This window comes from Adhaeribacter pallidiroseus, from assembly GCF_003340495.1.
Taxonomy (GTDB): domain Bacteria; phylum Bacteroidota; class Bacteroidia; order Cytophagales; family Hymenobacteraceae; genus Adhaeribacter; species Adhaeribacter pallidiroseus.
The window spans coordinates 983,913-1,001,319 of sequence record NZ_QASA01000001.1 but is presented as its reverse complement, the minus strand read 5'-3'; the positions used below and the strand labels follow the sequence as shown (position 1 = coordinate 1,001,319).

At 45.9% G+C, this 17,407-nt stretch carries 13 protein-coding genes and 1 riboswitch; of the genes, 4 read left to right on the top strand and 9 right to left on the bottom strand.

From position 1 onward, the window contains the following. Positions 1-175 precede the first annotated feature (175 nt). The 4 genes from ruvB to AHMF7616_RS03810 form a co-directional block, all read right to left on the bottom strand. Positions 176-1,216, bottom strand: a complete 1,041-nt coding sequence (ruvB, locus tag AHMF7616_RS03825) for a Holliday junction branch migration DNA helicase RuvB (protein WP_115371675.1) — start codon at positions 1,214-1,216, stop codon at positions 176-178. Positions 1,217-1,432: 216 nt separating this feature from the next. After that, entirely contained in the window at positions 1,433-1,819 is a 387-nt protein-coding gene (locus AHMF7616_RS03820; protein WP_115371674.1) for a RidA family protein, read from the bottom strand. A gap of 160 nt (positions 1,820-1,979) precedes the next feature. Next, a complete protein-coding gene (locus tag AHMF7616_RS03815) occupies positions 1,980-3,137 on the bottom strand; it encodes an acyl-CoA dehydrogenase family protein (RefSeq protein ID WP_115371673.1) in 1,158 nt (385 codons plus the stop codon). A gap of 299 nt (positions 3,138-3,436) precedes the next feature. Further along, positions 3,437-5,797 carry a TonB-dependent receptor gene (locus tag AHMF7616_RS03810; RefSeq protein ID WP_233507314.1) on the bottom strand — a complete coding sequence of 787 codons (2,361 nt, stop codon included), beginning with the start codon at positions 5,795-5,797 and terminating at the stop codon, positions 3,437-3,439. A 109-nt stretch (positions 5,798-5,906) separates the two neighbouring features. Further along, positions 5,907-6,004: riboswitch (TPP riboswitch) on the bottom strand. Between the two features lie 193 nt (positions 6,005-6,197). Here AHMF7616_RS03810 and AHMF7616_RS03805 point away from each other — a divergent pair. Next, entirely contained in the window at positions 6,198-6,452 is a 255-nt protein-coding gene (locus AHMF7616_RS03805; protein ID WP_115371671.1) for a hypothetical protein, read from the top strand. Positions 6,453-6,633: 181 nt separating this feature from the next. Here AHMF7616_RS03805 and AHMF7616_RS03800 read toward each other — a convergent pair whose 3' ends face one another. Continuing rightward, entirely contained in the window at positions 6,634-7,509 is an 876-nt protein-coding gene (locus AHMF7616_RS03800; protein WP_115371670.1) for an aldose 1-epimerase family protein, read from the bottom strand. Positions 7,510-7,610: 101 nt separating this feature from the next. Beyond that, positions 7,611-8,138, bottom strand: a complete 528-nt coding sequence (locus AHMF7616_RS03795; protein WP_233507313.1) for an AAA family ATPase — start codon at positions 8,136-8,138, stop codon at positions 7,611-7,613. Positions 8,139-8,558: 420 nt separating this feature from the next. On the opposite strand from AHMF7616_RS03795, the gene AHMF7616_RS03790 reads away from it, so the two are divergent. Then, entirely contained in the window at positions 8,559-9,497 is a 939-nt protein-coding gene (locus tag AHMF7616_RS03790) for a DUF4097 family beta strand repeat-containing protein (protein WP_115371669.1), read from the top strand. A 147-nt stretch (positions 9,498-9,644) separates the two neighbouring features. Here the strand turns inward: AHMF7616_RS03790 and AHMF7616_RS03785 are convergent, their stop codons facing one another. The 3 genes from AHMF7616_RS03785 to AHMF7616_RS03775 are packed head-to-tail and all read right to left on the bottom strand — an operon-like array spanning position 9,645 to position 15,471. Continuing rightward, positions 9,645-10,784, bottom strand: a complete 1,140-nt coding sequence (locus AHMF7616_RS03785; RefSeq protein WP_115371668.1) for an efflux RND transporter periplasmic adaptor subunit — start codon at positions 10,782-10,784, stop codon at positions 9,645-9,647. After that, positions 10,774-14,013 carry an efflux RND transporter permease subunit gene (locus AHMF7616_RS03780; protein WP_115371667.1) on the bottom strand — a complete coding sequence of 1,080 codons (3,240 nt, stop codon included), beginning with the start codon at positions 14,011-14,013 and terminating at the stop codon, positions 10,774-10,776. The genes AHMF7616_RS03785 and AHMF7616_RS03780 overlap by 11 nt, the downstream gene beginning before the upstream one ends. Positions 14,014-14,064: 51 nt before the next feature. Beyond that, positions 14,065-15,471 (bottom strand): TolC family protein, encoded by a 1,407-nt coding sequence (locus AHMF7616_RS03775; RefSeq protein ID WP_115371666.1) that lies wholly within the window; start codon positions 15,469-15,471, stop codon positions 14,065-14,067. 518 nt (positions 15,472-15,989) lie between these two features. Between AHMF7616_RS03775 and AHMF7616_RS03765 the strand changes: the two genes are divergently transcribed. Together AHMF7616_RS03765 and AHMF7616_RS03760 are read left to right on the top strand one after the other, a co-directional pair. Further along, the gene (locus AHMF7616_RS03765) at positions 15,990-16,472 is read left to right on the top strand and encodes an ankyrin repeat domain-containing protein (protein WP_115371664.1); all 483 of its coding nucleotides are present in this window, start codon (positions 15,990-15,992) and stop codon (positions 16,470-16,472) included. Between the two features lie 464 nt (positions 16,473-16,936). Beyond that, positions 16,937-17,377 (top strand): tail fiber domain-containing protein, encoded by a 441-nt coding sequence (locus AHMF7616_RS03760; protein ID WP_158546093.1) that lies wholly within the window; start codon positions 16,937-16,939, stop codon positions 17,375-17,377. The last annotated feature ends 30 nt before the right edge of the window (positions 17,378-17,407 follow it).

The following is a 17,407-nucleotide window of genomic DNA, read 5'->3' as shown; positions in this document are numbered from 1 at the left end:
AGATGGATAGTTTAGGCTCGTAACAAATTTTACCTGAAATAAATTTAGAGAGGTGGTCTAATTACCTGTAATCTCTCATTTTACCGTTTTACAAAATATTTTAGAAAGTAATCAACCTTGTTCCGAATGCAAAAAAGCAGGCCAGGTGCCTGCTTTTTTTAAATTTTCGAATGGTTTACGACAAAGGAGAATCAAACAAAGTACCGATTTGCCGGGGCGGTATTTTACCCAGGTGAATGTAGGCCAGTTCAGTTGCTTCGCGCCCCCGGGAAGTTCGTTTAATGTAACCTTCCTGAATTAAAAAAGGCTCGTACACTTCTTCAATGGTTTCCGATTCTTCGCCGCAGGCGGTAGCAATGGTGGATAAACCTACCGGACCTCCTTTAAACTTATCGATAATGGTATTTAAAATACGGTTGTCCATTTCGTCCAGGCCATTATGATCGACATCCAAAGCGTTCAGAGCAAATTGGGCAATGTCCACGGTGATCGTACCATCCCCTTTAATCTGGGCAAAGTCGCGGGTGCGGCGCAGCAAATTATTGGCAATACGCGGTGTACCTCTGCTCCGGCGGGCAATTTCAAAAGCAGCATCATCGTGAATCGGTGACCCTAAAATATCAGCCGACCGCTTAACGATACTGGTCAGCAAAGCCGAATCGTAGTACTCCAGGCGGGAGTTAATGCCAAAGCGCGCCCGCAACGGCGAAGTTAGCAACCCAGAACGGGTGGTAGCGCCAATTAAGGTAAACGGATTCAGACTGATTTGTACCGTGCGGGCATTCGGTCCCGAGTCCAGCATAATATCAATCTTGTAATCTTCCATGGCCGAGTACAGGTACTCTTCCACAATCGGGTTTAGCCGGTGGATTTCGTCGATGAACAATACATCGTTACGATCCAAGTTAGTTAACAAGCCCGCTAAATCGCTGGGTTTATCCAATACCGGACCCGAGGTCATTTTTATGTTGGCGTCCAGTTCGGAAGCAATAATATGCGACAAGGTGGTTTTACCTAAACCCGGCGGGCCATGTAACAGCACGTGGTCGAGTGCTTCACCCCGCCGGCGGGCCGCTAACACAAAGATTTTCAGGTTCTCTACAATTTTTTCCTGACCGGTAAAGTCCCGAAAACTGAGCGGCCGGAGAGCTTTATCTATTTCTTTTTCCGCTTGCGACATGCTATCATCATCGCCGCTTAAATATTCTTCACGCATATTGGTATACTTCGGAAATCAATTTTGTAAATAAAGATAACACTTTTAGCCGGTAAAAGGCTCCTTTAGATTTAAAAATTCAAGCAAAAAGCTAAAATTTTTAATCTAATTTGGGTGAATTCTAAAAAAATTAGCAACCCGCAATCATCGCATTACTAATCATATCCAATAAAAAAACCAAAACATCGCTATCCTATAAATAAGAAAAAACAAGCTTTATTCCGGGATAATCGCAGTAGCTTCAATTTCTATTAATAAGCCCGGCTGAATAAGCGCTTTTACTTCGAGCATAGAGGTAACCGGTTTAATATTTTTAAAAAATTCGCCGTGGGCCCGGCCAATTTCTTCCCAATTACTAATATCCACCACAAACATCCGGGTCCGGACTACGTTCGTTAGATTGGCTCCGGCTTCGTGCAGCGCTTTCTCTATTTTGGTTAAAATAAATTTAGTTTGTTCGTAGGCGTTATCAGGGCCAATTATTTCGGCGCCGTCCATTGCCGTAGTTCCGGCCACTTCCACCACATTTCCGACCCGCACCGCCCGGGAATAACCCACTATATCTTCCCAAACGGCTCCGGAAGCGATATTTTGTCGATTCATGTTGCGTCTAATTACTTAAATGGTTGGCCATTAATTTAAAAATTTCAAAATTCAGAATACTTTTATTTGTGCCAGGTGCACGAGTCTAGGTTTGCTAAGACTTGCGCTATTGCTGATTTGTTCTAAATCTTGGTACTTGTGTCCTGATACTTACTTGGGTTTACTTAAATGCCGGAATACCCGTAATGTCAGCTCCCGTAATAAGTAAATGAATGTCGTGGGTCCCTTCGTAGGTAATTACCGATTCCAGGTTCATCATGTGCCGCATGATCGGGTACTCGCCGGTTATACCCATACCGCCATGAATCTGGCGGGCCTCCCGGGCTACTTGCAAGGCCATTTCTACGCTGTTACGCTTTGCCATAGATATTTGCTGGGTAGTAGCTTTGCCGGCATTCTTTAAGGTTCCTAAACGCCAGGCCATAAGCTGGGCCTTGGTTATTTCGGTGAGCATTTCGGCCAGTTTTTTTTGAATTAACTGGAAGGATGCAATGGGTTTATCGAACTGAATCCGCTGCTGGGCATAATGAAGCGCTGATTCGTAGCAATCTATGGCGGCGCCTATGGCACCCCAGGAAATACCGTAACGGGCCGAGTCGAGGCAGCTCAAAGGTCCTTTTAAGCCTTCGATGTTCGGTAAAATATTTTCTTTCGGAATTTTTACGTTTTCAAAAACCAGTTCGCCGGTGGTACTGGCGCGTAAGCTCCATTTATTATGTATTTCGGGCGTAGTAAAACCGGCCATGCCACGTTCCACGATGACGCCTTTAATGCGGCCGGCTTCGTTTTTGGCCCAAACTACGGCTACCTGGCAGGCTGGGGAATTGGAAATCCACATTTTAGCGCCATTTAAAATATAGTGGTCGCCTTGCTCTTTAATATTAGTAAGCATGCCGCCCGGATTAGAACCAAAATCGGGTTCGGTTAAACCAAAACAACCCAACCATTCCCCACTTGCCAGTTTGGGCAAATACTTACGCCGTTGCTCTTTGGAACCGTACTGGTAAATCGGGAACATCACCAACGACCCTTGTACCGAAGCAGTAGAACGCATGCCCGAATCACCACGTTCTATTTCCTGCATAATAAGGCCGTACGAAATATAATCCAAGCCACCGCCGCCGTACTCTTCCGGAATGGTGGGTCCAAAAGCTCCTACTTCGCCGAATTTACGCACAATGTCCGGGGGGAAGTACGCATCCTGCGCCCATTTTTCAATGTTAGGGGATATCTCCCGCTTCACGAAATCGCGCATGGTTTGCTGGATAAGCCGGTGTTCGTCGGTGAGCAAGTCAGAAATTTGAAAATAATCAGTCATAAGGTAAACTGGCGATAACTGGGTTTCCGGCTAATTACCGGCTAACTAGAATTATACAGGATAATAAGCAATATAGTGTTTCCTGGGAACAAACCCACCACTACGCACCTCATTTATAACTGCTGACCCACCCGTTTTTAGTATAACTCCAGCAAAACAAAAAAGCTTCCGAAGAAGCTTTTTAATAGAGTTGTAAGATTTGAATGCGAAGTTACCTGATTGCATCAGGTATGATAGTTCCTCACCTATTCATAGTATTAGCCATTTGGGAATTAGCGGAGACGGTACCTTTCTATTTTTTAAAATTTTAATCCGACTGATAAAAGAAAATTGCGGGTAGCCTGCGGATAATAGTAATTATAATCGTAGCGGGTCGGGTCGCCGGAATATTGTTCGCTGAAAGTATAGCCGTTGGCTTCGTATTTTTTATTAAACACATTGTTCAGTAAAAAAGCAAATTCCAGTTCCTTCATAAAACCAGGCTGTATTATATACCGGAATCGTAAATCGGCCACTTGGTACCCGTTAATTTTACGGTCTTCGCTGGAGGTATTATCCAGGTATTGCTGGCTTACGGTTTTGTACAGAAGAGCCGCTTTAAACCCTTTTATAGGTTGCACTTCTACTTTATGCGCCGAAATTATGTTGGGTGAAAACGAGATATCGGTTTCTTTGTAATTATTAATTACCGTGTTTTCTACGTTATAATCGGCATCGTACACGTAAACCGTTTCGGCATAATTTTTAATTTTGTTCCGGCTAAGCGTTAAGGTGCTGCTCACTTCTACCAGGTCGTGCCAGTTAATTAAACCAGCGAGTTCTACTCCGGTGCGGTAACTACGTTTTATGTTGGTGCGCAACGCAGAACCCACGTCGTTTAACTGACCCGTTAATACTAATTGGTTGTAATAATCCATGTAAAAGTAATTAACATCCAAGCTGTAGTTTAAAAGCTTAGCGGTAGTATTAAATTGGTTGCCGCGCAAACGGTAACCGGCTTCCAGGTTATACTGGGTTTCGGCTTTGGGTTGCGCTGCGCCCTTGCGGTCCACGAAATCGCTGCGCACTGGTTCGCGGTTACCCACGGCGTAGGAAGCATACAAGGTTTGACCGGGTTTAAACGCATAAGTTATACCGGCCTTGGGGTTTAAAAATTGAAAATCGGCTTGTTGGGTAACGTTCCGCTGGTTGTCGTCGGTGCCGTTTAAATCGTAATTAATGGTGCGGTATTGCACATCCCCGAAAAAGCCTAATTGCGTCGTGGCCTGGTAGTTTACTTTACCGTAAATGGTAAAATCGGTTTTTAAAGCATCGCCCTGGTAATACCGCTGCCGGATTTCGCTGCTGGAAGCAAAACGGGCCCATATAATTTCGCCGTAATGATCGCCGTCGTACCGGTTCCAGGAACCACCCAGGGTAGCCGAGAAAGCATTTTGGGAGGCCCGGTAGTTTAAAGCGTAAGTGGCCCCGTAAAAATAATTATCGAGCCATTTGCGCCGGATCAAATCGGTGTTGGTAATGGTAGTATCGCCCAGCACTACCGGGGGCACGTTGTAATTAGCTAAACTCTGATCGGTTTTATATTGCTCATAATATCCTTTACCGCGGGTTAAGTGAAATGCGCCGCCAAAATCGAATTGCGGACCGAAAGTTTTAGAATAGTGCAACTGGTAATGGTCTTGCTGGTAATTGTCGGTTTCGTTGTCGTAGGTTAAGGAATTATACCGGCGATTGGTTTTAAGCGAATCTTCGGGCACGCCGTTCCAGGCCTGGTAAGTCTGCTCCTGGCCCGAAAAAGTCACAAATTGGAGCATGCCGGTTTTACCGTTATAGCCCGCCGAAAAGTAGTACGATTTTAATTTAGAAAAAGCGCGGTCCACGTAGCCATCCGAAGAAATCCGGGACAGCCGCCCATCAACGGTAAACTTTTTCCCGATTAAGCCGGTACCAAAAGCAACGGTATGTTTCCAGGTGTTATAAGAGCCAAAGGTGTTATTGGCTTCGGCGTAAGGCTCCGGGTTTACCCCAATGGTGCGCATGTTAATACTGGCCCCAAAAGCCCCGGCGCCGTTGGTGGAGGTACCTACGCCCCGTTGTACCTGCATATCCTGCACCGAAGAAGCTAAATCCGGCATGTTCACGAAGAAGGCCCCGTGCGATTCGGCATCGTTAACGGGAATACCGTTTACGGTTACATTAATGCGGGTTATATCTGAGCCCCGGATACGAATGCCCGTGTAGCCTACCCCGGCGCCAGCATCGGAATTTACTACCACCGAGGGTGTTTGGTCCAGCAGATAAGGTAAATCCTGGCCAAAGTTGCGGCTGGCAATTTGTTCTTTGCTCACATTGGTGAACGTGGTGCCGGTTTTATCGTTGGCGCGGGTAGCCCGGATCACTACTTCGTTGGCCCGGATGCTGACCGGAACCAAAGAAGCATTATAAGTTGTATTCTGATTAACGGTAATTTCAGCCTTATTGGCCTCGTACCCAACGTAACTTACCTGTAACAGCTGCCGGCCCGGCGCAATAGCGTTTAGTTCGTAATAACCTTGATCGTTGGTAATGGTACCGGTTTGATTAATTTGCACGGTGGCTCCCACCAATGGCTGGCCCGATCCCGCTTCGAGTATTCGCCCACTCACCGAAAATTGAGCCATGGAGGTCAATGGTCCATAAATACAAAGCCAAAGTAAAAAAAGGTGTTTCATCCTGGTCTAAAATTTAAAAAATTATAAAACGCAGGAGTGCCCAATGAAAAAAGCAGTACAAAAGAAAATCCGTGTTTCCCTTCGCCGGCATTACCCGGATCAGGTTCAATGGGTATGATCTCAGCCCGAAATGATAAGGCACCCCTAAACTGAGCCAAAGGTAGCGGCAATTTTTTTTATTGCAAATTTTATATTCATTTTACTTTTTAATTGTTATATTGTTAGCCTGATTTGAAGTAAGAAATTTGTTTCGGTTTGAGCCCGGAAACCAAAAACCTCTTACTTGGTATTACGTTACACCATTATAGCCTTTGAATGCAGCTTAAACCTTTAATAGTGACCAGATAACATGTTAATTTCACTACTTTATACCTTTGCGGTGCTTACGATACTGGCGTATTTTATTGTAATGCCCCGCCGCAAATACAACAGACCTTCGTCAGAAGGCAGTGACGATGATGGTGGCGAACCAATTGGGTTGGATTTACCAGACCTGGATTTACCCCCGGGAATTTCGCTGCCCGTGAGTGACTTTGAACCGGATTATAATAAACCAACTCCCCGCATTTTTGTGCGCGAAGACGGCGTATTGATATATTCCTGAAAAGTATTTAGTATTCAGTAAAAAGGCTTTTGCCCTGACCTTACGAGTTCAGAGCAAAAGCCTTTTTTTTGTCCGGATACCTGATCCGGCACGTACGTTAAAGGGCTGGCTTGCAAATTTTTAAATTTTTACTTCTGCTCCGCTTTGACCAGGATACCCGATGTTTTTACTTAGTCCGGAGTTACGTTACCACAATGGTATACGCGCAAGTAAATACCTCTCTGGGCGGCAACAATATCATTCCTTCTTTTTCGGTGAGTTCGCCGCTGCTGTTTACACTATCGGCAATGCCGTGCCAAGGCTCCAGGCAAATAAACGGGGCATTTTTCTCTTTGGTCCAGATGCCGAAATACGGGTAACCCAGGAAGATAAAATCTAAACCGTGTTCGTGGCGGCGGCTGCGTAATGAAATTTTTTCGGAGGTAAGATTCTTCAGAACAATTGCGTCCTTTTCGAATAGCGCGTAGGTAAGCGGCAAGTGGAGGTTGTTTTCCAAAAACACGGGTTCGGTTTGGCCGTTCTGCAAACCACCATCGAGTAAATATCTTTGCAGGTTTTCCGGTTTTTCAAATTGCAGGTAATAATCTGAGAATTGTTCGTCAGAGAATAAAGGGCAAACAAAACCAGGATGGGCGCCGAGTGAAAAATACAAAGCAGTGTTAGCGGGATTCTCCACGCGGTAGCTCATGGTTAAAGCATTGTCCTGTAACTGATAGGTAATGTACAACCGGAAATTAAATGGGTAATTGGCTAAGGTAGCTTCGGATTGCTCCAGCACAAAAACTAAGGAGTTTTCGGTTTTACTATCCAGAGTAAACGCATAATCGCGGGCAAAACCGTGTTGCGGCAAAGTATAAGCTTTTTCCTGGTAGGTAAATTGGTTATTCTTTAGCTTACCCACCGTAGGAAACAAAACCGGCGCATGCCGGTTCCAAACAGCCGGATCGGCTTGCCAGATGTATTCCAGGTTAGTTTGTTTATTTTTAAAACTGCACAGTTCGGCGCCGTGTTCCTGCACACCAATCTGAAAAGTACTGTTTTGAAGTGTATGCATCATAATTGGTTAAAAGTTTCTGGTGGCAAGTTGTAGTTTTTCACCCTAAATGGTAAACCGCTGATTTAATATACTCTACCCGGAAATACGGATAGAATCAGCAACTAAGTTGCCAGCAGTTTATCTATTTGCCGGCGGGCGGCATCGAACCGCTCCTGGTAAGATCCGGAAACTGTTACAAAAAAGCATTGGTGTTCCTGCAGTTCGCGCTGGTACCAATCGTAAAAAAACTGCCGTAAATGCGGATGCTCCCGCTGCGGGTCGGGTTCCCAGGGTAAATCAATGTCCATGAGCAGGTACAAATCGATATTTTGCTGGTCTATGGCGTTGTGCAGCCAGGTTGGTACAAGCCCGTAGGCATTTTCCAGCCAGATTTTTAAAACAATCAGTTCTGTATCAAAAAAAACAAGCGTGGGTGCTTGCTCCCGTGCTTGGTTCATCCGGGCTAACTGCCCCTTAGCAATATGTTCTACATCGGCTTGGGTGTAAGGTCGGTTTAAGTTGGCCAGGTACGCGCGGGCGTATTCGGGCACCCAAACGGCTCGGTAGTAATTTGCTAATTGTTCGGCTAAGGTAGATTTACCCGTAGATTCGGGGCCAGTTATGCCAATTGTTATAGTTCGGGGCGGCAAAAGCTTTGTAGTTTACGTATTATTTTATTTGATTTTTTATTTACCGGACTTCCCAACGCTGAATACGACGGCATGTTACATAACCAGGTTGACAATTAGGTAAAAGAGGTAATTTTCTTTCAACGCTTGTTCCAGCAAAATACTGCTGGGTTTATTTTTACATTTACGGTCTGCGCAAAGTTTGCAAATAAAACCAATGATTTTTCGGTAATAATCCCCAAATTTTTTAAATTTAAACAGGTGAGCAAAGCCATTTTACGCAATTCACCTCTATTATTCCTGAACTCCAACTGGTAATTACCTGCGCTTGTTCTGCCGGGTTGGTTCTTTTTAAATTTTATGCCGCAGGCTTGTGTATTAAGGCAACCATTCGCATCTCCCTAACATCTATACATTTAATCCATCTTACTCTTAACCGCTATGAAAAAGATAAACACAATTCTGCTGGTAATGCTCCTGACGGTAGCCACCTTAGCTACTGGTTTTATTAGCTCCGCCGAGGATAACAAACCCTACCAGGTAAAAGATTTTACCATTAACGGAGCCGGTAAACTACAAGCCAAAACTTCCGGGGGAAGCCTTAAAGTAACCGGTGGCTCGGGCAGCCGGGTAAAAGTAAAAGTATTTGTAAAACCAGCAAACTGGAAAAACCGCCTGCAAGAACCTTCGGCCGAAGCTTTAGCCAAATACACCATTGATGTGCGGCAGGAAGGAAATACGATTTACGCCGTTGCCGAACGCAAAGACAAAAGCTGGAACAAAGATAATGCTCTGAGCATTGGTTTTGAAATGGAGGTACCGGAGCAAATGGCTTGTAACCTGCGCACCAGCGGGGGTAGCATCAGCTTAGAGTCGGTAACCGGGGATCAGGATGTGGAAACCAGCGGTGGCAGTTTAAATTTTAAAAATATTAAAGGCAACCTGGATGCCAATACATCCGGAGGCAGCATTGAACTAGCCCATTATCAGGGCAATTTAAACGCTCAAACCAGCGGTGGCTCTATAAATCTGAACAGTGCCAACGGCCGTTTAAAGGCGCACACCAGCGGCGGCAGCATTCATTTAAATGAAGTAGCCGGCGACATAGACGCGCATACCAGCGGGGGCAGCATCCACGCCGATGTTAAAAGTTTAGGCAAGTATTTAACCCTGGAAACCAGCGGTGGTAGCGTACACGCCACGGTACCGGGTGGTAAAGGTTTAGATTTAGATCTAGAAGGTAACCGGGTAAAAACGGCTTTAACCAACTTTAACGGCACCTCCGATACCCGCCGGGTAAAAGGCACCGTAAACGGGGGCGGCATACCGGTAAAAATGAGCACTTCCGGCGGCACTACCGAGCTCTCTTACCGCATGTAATCGGATCAAAAATTTAAAAAACTATAATATTTTTTTATTTTAAGCTTTAAAACTCCCGGCTGTTAGGGCAGCCGGGAGTTTTGTTTTTAAACGACCTGACGCATATTGTTTGATTTGTTCAGCCAGCTAGGTATCCTGAAATTGGATTTACTTCTCCAGCTTGATATTTTTCAACTCCGCGCCATCGCGTATTTCGTCGGTTGCAACCGCAACTAAGCGGTCGCCGGGGTTTAGTTTTCCGTAGATTTCAACTTTCTCGTCGGCTGAACGGCCTTTTTGCACCTCTACCCACTCTGCCTTGTTATTAGCTACTTTTATCACAAATATTTTTTCGGTGGAGGCTACTACTGCACTGGTGGGTACTACAAAGGTGCTATCCTTGGCCGGTAAAGGAAGGTTTACTTCGGCGTACATGCCCGGCAGTAATTTACCCTGGTTATTTATAACATCCATTTCCAGGCGTTCAGCCCGTAGACGCGTATCCAAAGCCCCGGCCAGGCGTTTCACCCGCGCGGTAAATTCGGCGTTAGGGAGTGATTTTACTTTAAAGGTTACCTGATCTTGTTTGCTTAATAATCCGGTGTACATTTCGGGTACCGATACGACCAGACGCAGTTTTTTCTGTTCCTGCAAGGTTAATAAAGGAAACTCCGAGCCTTTGCCCGAGGGCCCTACGTAGGCTCCTGCACTTATATTACGGGCGGTAATAACGCCGTTAAAGGGCGCTCTGATTTCTAAATAATTGCGGGTAGCCACCACCGATTGGTAAGCTGCTTGGGCCGCCTCCAGTTGGGCAAAATCTGAATTTCGCCGGGCTAAGGCTTGGTCCAGGTCGTTGGGCGAGATAGTACCGGGCGTTTTACTGGTTTCGAGCAAACGGTTGTAATGGGCTTTGCTGGCGGTATACAAAGCTTCCTGCCCTTTTAACCGCGATAAGGTTTCGGCTAAGCGGGAGTTAAGTTCGGGCGCTTCCAGGCTTACCAGCAACTGGCCTTGTTTTACTTCGGAACCTACATCCACCATTAACTTTTTTACATAACTATTTTCCTTGGCGTACAAGTCTACCTGCTGGTAGGGTAATAACTCGCCGGGAATCTGTAAATCGGTTGCTATTTTTCCTTTTTGCAGCGCAATGGTTTCTACCGGGGGTGCTTCCACCGTGTCCGGATTTTCTTCAGTTTTGCTATTTGCCGAGTGGCAATCCGTTAAAAAACAAAGCATCACCAAGCCACCAGCCCAGGCCAGTTTGCCGAAATCGGTGCTTATTTTTAAAAAATTAACTTTCATGAACCGCGGGAATATAAAATTTACTTTCCTTGTCTTCCGGATCTAAGGATACGGATTGAGTACTGGCTTTTCCTTGCACCCAGGCAAAAACCAATGGCAAAATGAGCAAAGCGGCAAAAGTAGATGCTACTAAACCGCCAATTACCGCCCGGCCTAAAGGCGAAGCCTGGTCACCGCCTTCGCCAAAACCAGCCGCCATGGGAATCATACCGGCAATCATGGCCAAACTAGTCATCAGGATCGGACGCAACCGAAGCGCGGTGGCTTCTTTCGCCGATTCTAACGCATTACCATTGTGGCGCCGCAGGTGCTCGGCGTTGGTTACCAGCAAAACCGCATTCGATACCGATACGCCCACCGACATAATCATGCCCATGTACGACTGCAAATTAAGCGTAGAGCCGGTTACCAGCAGCAAAGCCAATGATCCCAGCAATACGGCCGGTACCGTAGACAGTACGACCAACGACACTTTAAACGATTGAAAATTAGCCGCCAACATTAAAAAAATAACCACGATAGCTACCACCAGGCCCGATTGCAAACTATCCAGGGTTTCGTCGAGCGTGCGCGTCAGGCCGGTAGCTTCTACGGTTAAGCCGCGGGGCAGTTCGCCCAGGGATTTTATAGCCGTTTGCACATCCGCCGAAGCGGTACCTAAATCTTTCTGGTTTAAATTGGCGGTAACCGAAATTACCGGCAACACGCCCAGGTTATCGTTTTCGCCGTACGAAGTAGCCGGTTCAATGTCGGCCACATCGCTTAATATGGGCCGGGCCCGGTTAGCCATTAACGGAATTTCGCGGATATCGTTGATGCTGGCCATGTTGTATTCCGGTACTTCTACCTGCACGCTGTAGGTTTGGCTGGCTTTATCATCTACCCACACGTTTTTCTCGATAAACCGCGACGAGGACGTAGAAGCAACCAGCGACCGCGAAATATCCGAAACGCTTAAACCCAGTTGGGCCGCCCGGGTACGATCGATAGTAATATTAATAGTAGGATACTTAATGGCCTGACCAATTTGTACATCGCGCAGATAAGCTATTTTTTTTAAATTTTGCGTTACTTTCTGCGCGTATTCTTCGTTCAGCTTTTTATTTTTTCCGGATACTTTTACTTCAATGGGCGTGGGCGAGCCCTGGCTTAAAATCTTGTCGGTTAATTCAATCGGCTCGAAAGAAACCTGTAACTCCGGCATAGCCGCTTTAATTTCTTTCCGGAACTGCTCCTTAAGCTCATCCATATTCACGTGGTATTCTTCACTTAAATTTACCTGCAATACGGCTTCCTGCGGTCCGCTCATAAACAAATAAATTGGGGCCGTGGAATACTGACCCGGATGCTGCCCGATAAATGCCGAGGAAATGTCGATATTTTCCCGACCTACCATGTTCTCGAGCACTTTTAAGGTTTTCACCAGTTTGGCTTCGGTACGCTCGATGCGGGTACCATCGGGTGCCCGTAACCGCACCTGAAACTGGCCGCTGTTTACTTTCGGCAGAACATCGCGCCCAATTGTGGAAAGTAAAACCGCCGACAAGCCAAGGGCCACCACCACGTAACCCAGCACAATTACTTTCCGGAAAGGCAGCATGGCTTCTATCAACCGCAGAAAACGTAACCGGAATTTATCGAACCGGGTTAGTTTACCATCTTTACTGTTTTCCAGCAATATTTTCTTCTGATCCCAGGTATCTGCCGGGTCGTGGCTCGTTTTTGATGGCGGAAGCGCGTGATTCGTTTTGTGCTGATCCAGCAAGAGCCAATTGGCCATTATGGGCACAAAGGTTTGGGCCAGCAAGTACGAGGTAATCATGGAAAAGCCTATCGCCAGGGCCAAGGGCAGAAACAAGGCCCCCGGAATACCTTTCATGGTTAAAGCCGGAGCGAACACCGCCAAAATACAAAACAAGATGAGCAACTTGGGAAAAGCTATTTCCTGGCAGGCATCCCAAATGGCTAAAGCTTTAGGTTTACCCATATCCAGGTGCTGGTGAATGTTTTCAATGGTTACCGTGGATTCATCTACCAATATCCCGATGGCCAGTGATAACCCGCTCAAGGTCATGATGTTAATGGTTTGCCCAAACAGGTACAAAAACAAAACGCCCGCAATAATCGAAGTCGGGATAGTTAAAATTACAATCAGGGCTCCCCGCTTATCGCCCAGGAAGAGCAAAACCATTAAACCGGTTAAAATAGCCCCAATTACGCCTTCGGTAATCAAACTTTTTACCGAATTAATCACGTACACCGACTGGTCAAACTCGTAGGAAAGTTTTACATCGGCCGGCAGCTGGCTTTGGAAACGGGGCAAAGCTTTTTTTAAATTTTTCACCACTTCCCAGGTCGAGGCGTTGGCCGATTTGGTTATCGCTAAGTAAACCGACCGTTTGCCATTAACCAAGGCGTAACTGGTGGTAACGTCGGCGGCATCTTCTACGGTGGCTACATCGCGCAAATACACGTTATGAATGGCGCCTTTATACAAAGGAATATTTTCGAAATCCTGCACGCGTTTAAGCGAGGTATTGGCCGGCGTGAGGTAATTATAATCCCCGATCCGCACGTTCCCGGCGGGTGAGTTTTGGTTGTATTCCCGCATGGCCAGCACCACCTGGTCGGCGGTTAAATTATGCGAGCGCAACAACTCCGGATTTACTTTTATCACGATGGTGCGCACGTTGCCCCCGAACGGCGGCGGCGAAACCAAACCCGGAATAGAGGTAAACGACGAGCGCAAATACGTGTTGGCCAAATCTTGTAATTCGTTGTTCGAGCGGACAGCGCTGCTTAAAACCAACTGCCCCACCGGTAAAGTAGTAGCATCGAAACGCATGATAAACGGCGGCTGCGACCCCGGTGGAAAGTTCACTTGCCCCCGGTTCGTGAACGCAGTTACCTCGGCGGCCGCCTGGGCCATGTTGGTGCCTTCGTAAAAAGTGAGTTTCATGAGGGTTAGCCCCTGAATGTTGCGGGTTTCGATGCTTTTTACGCCCGCCACGTACAGCATCAGGTTTACGTACTGCTTCCCGAAATAAGCTTCCATTTGGGCCGGGGTATACCCACCGAAGGGATGCGAAATATAGATCACGGGCAAGTTAAGCTCCGGGAAAATATCGATCTTAATGTTGCGGATGGCGTTGATACCAAAGAAAAAAACTCCCGCCACAATTACCATAATGGTAATGGGTTTTCTGAGCGCGCTCCTGATTAAATCCATGGTTGGTACGGGGTAAAAGAAGAATGAAAAGGCTGGTAAAATAAAAATTTTTTAAAATTCATTCGTAAAAATGCTTAAATCGCCGGCGGCGGCGGCTTTGAGTAGTAAAGCTTGCCACACGTTGGTGTTGGCAATATCGCGGTCAATCTCGGCCCGGTTTAAGGCGTACAGCGCCTGGGTAATATCCACAATGGTAGCGAGGCCGTTGGTGTACAGCACCTTTTTCTGCTGGTAGGCGTTAGTCGCCGCCTGAATCTGGACCGGCGCTTCGCGGTAATTACGCAGGGCGTTTTGGATTTTCGTTTCGGCTAAACTTTGCTGCGCTTGTATCCGCTGGTTTACCAGGGCATATTCTTCGTTTAAAGCCCGCGACGTGTATTGCTGGGCTTGTACCTGCTGTTGCACGCGCAAAGAACTGGTTAAATTCCAGACTAACCCTACTCCCACCAGGTAATTGCCCCGGGAGGGCACCACGCCTTCGCGGTAACTTTTGGAATATGCCTGGGTATTGCCTTCGTTGTAATCGTACCCAAAACCGGAACCCCGCCCTTGCAGCACGCTAAAAAACGATAAGGTTGGATATTGCAAAGTACGAAAATACTTTTCCCGCTCCTGACTAACCTGCACCCGCCGGCGATAAAAAGTAAGTACCGGGTGATTATCAGAAGGTAAAGTAGCATTAGCCGTTAAGGCTACCGGTATTTTGGTGATAAATGTACTATCTAACCGGAAAACTTGCGACGGCACGCCTAATAATTGAGCGAGTTGGTTGCTTTGCTCTTGTTCGGTATCTTGGCTGCGGGTAAGGGCTATTCGGGCGCTGGATACTTCGGCGTTGGCCAGCGAAGAATCTACCCCGGGGTTTAAGCCATTTTGGGCTCGGGCCACCACTACCCGCTTTAAGGCCAGGGCGCGTTCCAGGTTTCGTTCCTGCGATTGTGCCAGGCGCTGGGCCGCTTGCAAATTTAAATAAGCGCCGGCCACCCGTACCTGGTGCTGAAATTGTTCCTGCGTTAAATCAGCTTCGTCCTGCGACCGGGAAGCTTTGGCCAGTTCTATTCTTTCGCGGGCTTTGCCGAAGGAGAAAAAATCCCAGCTCACGTTGGCCAGGTACAACGAGCCAAAAGCAGCATTCCAGTTTTGCGCTTCCATGGGTGGCCCCGACGAAGACGAGTTTAAACCCCGGAACCCATAAAACGCGCCGTTCTGGCCGTTGATGGTGCCGTAATCGTGCTGCCCCGAAATACTGAAATCGGGCAAGTATTCTTTTTGCGATTGTCGTACCGCTGCTTCGGCGGCTAATACGTAATTGGTCTTGGCTTTAATGGTTCCGTAATGCGTCAGGCTGGTTTGCAGCGCCTCGGGGAGCGAAAGTATTTTATCCTGGCAATTAGCTTTAAGCGATAAGAATAAAACCGGACTAATAAATAAAAAGAGGAAATTACTTTTTGTAAGCATGCGGGATACAAATAAACTATAATGCCAGCAGGTTTATCATTATTCTACAAACATGGCGAATATCTGACGTTTATTTTAAAAATCTGTGATATTTCTGGCAACAATCCGGTATTTTTTCAGAGCCTTGTAAATCTATTGCGGGATATACTTTCGTTTACTTTGTTCTGGATTAAGATAAGCCGGAAATAAATGTAAGATATTCCATCCTGGCTAAACTGGATTAACCGAAAACGATAAAAAACAAAAAGATATATTAATGCTAGCCAGGTCTATTATTTAAATTTTTCCTGAGATTCTGGCTTCGGGTTGCGTTTTTTTGCGGACGTATGCCAGGGTGTTTATGCAAGCAATGGGCTGTAAAGGTAAATCATAACAAATCTGCCGCTTGCCGGTTAGTGGCAGCAATACTGGTTTGCTAAAATCTTCCATCGGTTTTGCTAATTTTGCCTTCCCACCAAAATCGGGCGTAAGCATAACAGCGGACGAACTTAAAATTTAAAAAAAATTAAAATTAGTATATGTCTTTTTATTCTTCTGAACCTTCTGATTTACTTTTTGATGCCGCTCGGCGGGGCGACGTTGCCCAGATCCAGGATTTGCTGAGCCAAGTGGCCGATATTGATGTACAGAATGGCCGCGGTTTTACGCCGCTTATTCTGGCCACTTACGACGAGCACCTGGAGGCCGCCAAAGTTTTGATCGAAAGAGGAGCCAACGTAAACCACCAGGATTTTGCCGGTAATACGGCTTTAATGGGCGTAAGCTTTAAAGGTTACCCCGATATAGCACGCTTGCTGATTGCCCACGGGGCCGATTTAAATACCCAGAATGGCAGCGGCGGCACCGCCTTAATGTTTGCCACCATGTTTGGACGCAACCAATTGGTTAAAATTTTGGTGGAAGCGGGTGCCGACCTAAGCATCCGGGATAGCCGCGGCCTTACCGCCCTGGATATGGCTTTAAGCCAAGGGAACGACGAAGCCATTCCTTTACTACAGTAAAATCCAATATACTTACCTTCTACGATGCCCTTCTTTATTTAAGAAGGGCATCTTTATTTTAAGCCATTTATTAGGTAAAAATACCTAATTTTTAAAAAACCCTATTAAAACAAAGGTAACTTGCCAAAATCAAGCTAATATAAATATTTTAAGCCTCAAAATTTAGCTAAACCTTCTGGCAGCCCAATCCAGCATCTCCTAAAAGCCAGAATAAAAATTACAATTTTCAACATTTCAGACGAAACTTCACATTTGAGGAATATTGCCAAAATCCTAAAATAAAGTCTTCAACCTAACTACTTTTTGAATATTTTTCAGTAAAAATAGGGTACAAACACGTAAAAAGCAGGTTTGATTAAATTTTAATTTAATTTTAATGCAACTTTAATATGCTTTTAATACTCCTGAATTATTTTTGCCTTAATAAAACGAAATAGATGTATCAACTTTTAAAATTAAGCAAAATGAAAACTTCTAAATATAAATTTTTAATTACCGCAATTGTATTTTTCAGTAGTGTTGGGTTAAGTAAAGCCCAGTATATTCCGGAACAGGATTTAAAGAAGAATGTTACTCCCCTGCAAAATGCTTTGCGTTACGTGCAACAGCTGGAACCTAAAATGTATGAGTACGATACCCGCCGGTTTGAAAAATTAAACTTACCCGCCGGGCTGCAATATGGCTTTATGGCCGAAGAGGTACAAAAAGTATTACCGAACCTGGTAAGCTCCCAATCACAATCGTACATGGTGGCTAAAAATACTTATCGCAGCACTTCGCTTAAAAATACCGACCTGGAAAGTTTGATTCCTTTGTTGGTAGCCGCGATAAAAGAACAACAGCAGCAAATAGAAGCCCTGAAGCAACAACTCGACGCTGGACAGAAAGAAACCCGTAATAACTAATAACTGCACTAGCGGCCATAGGCCTTTTTA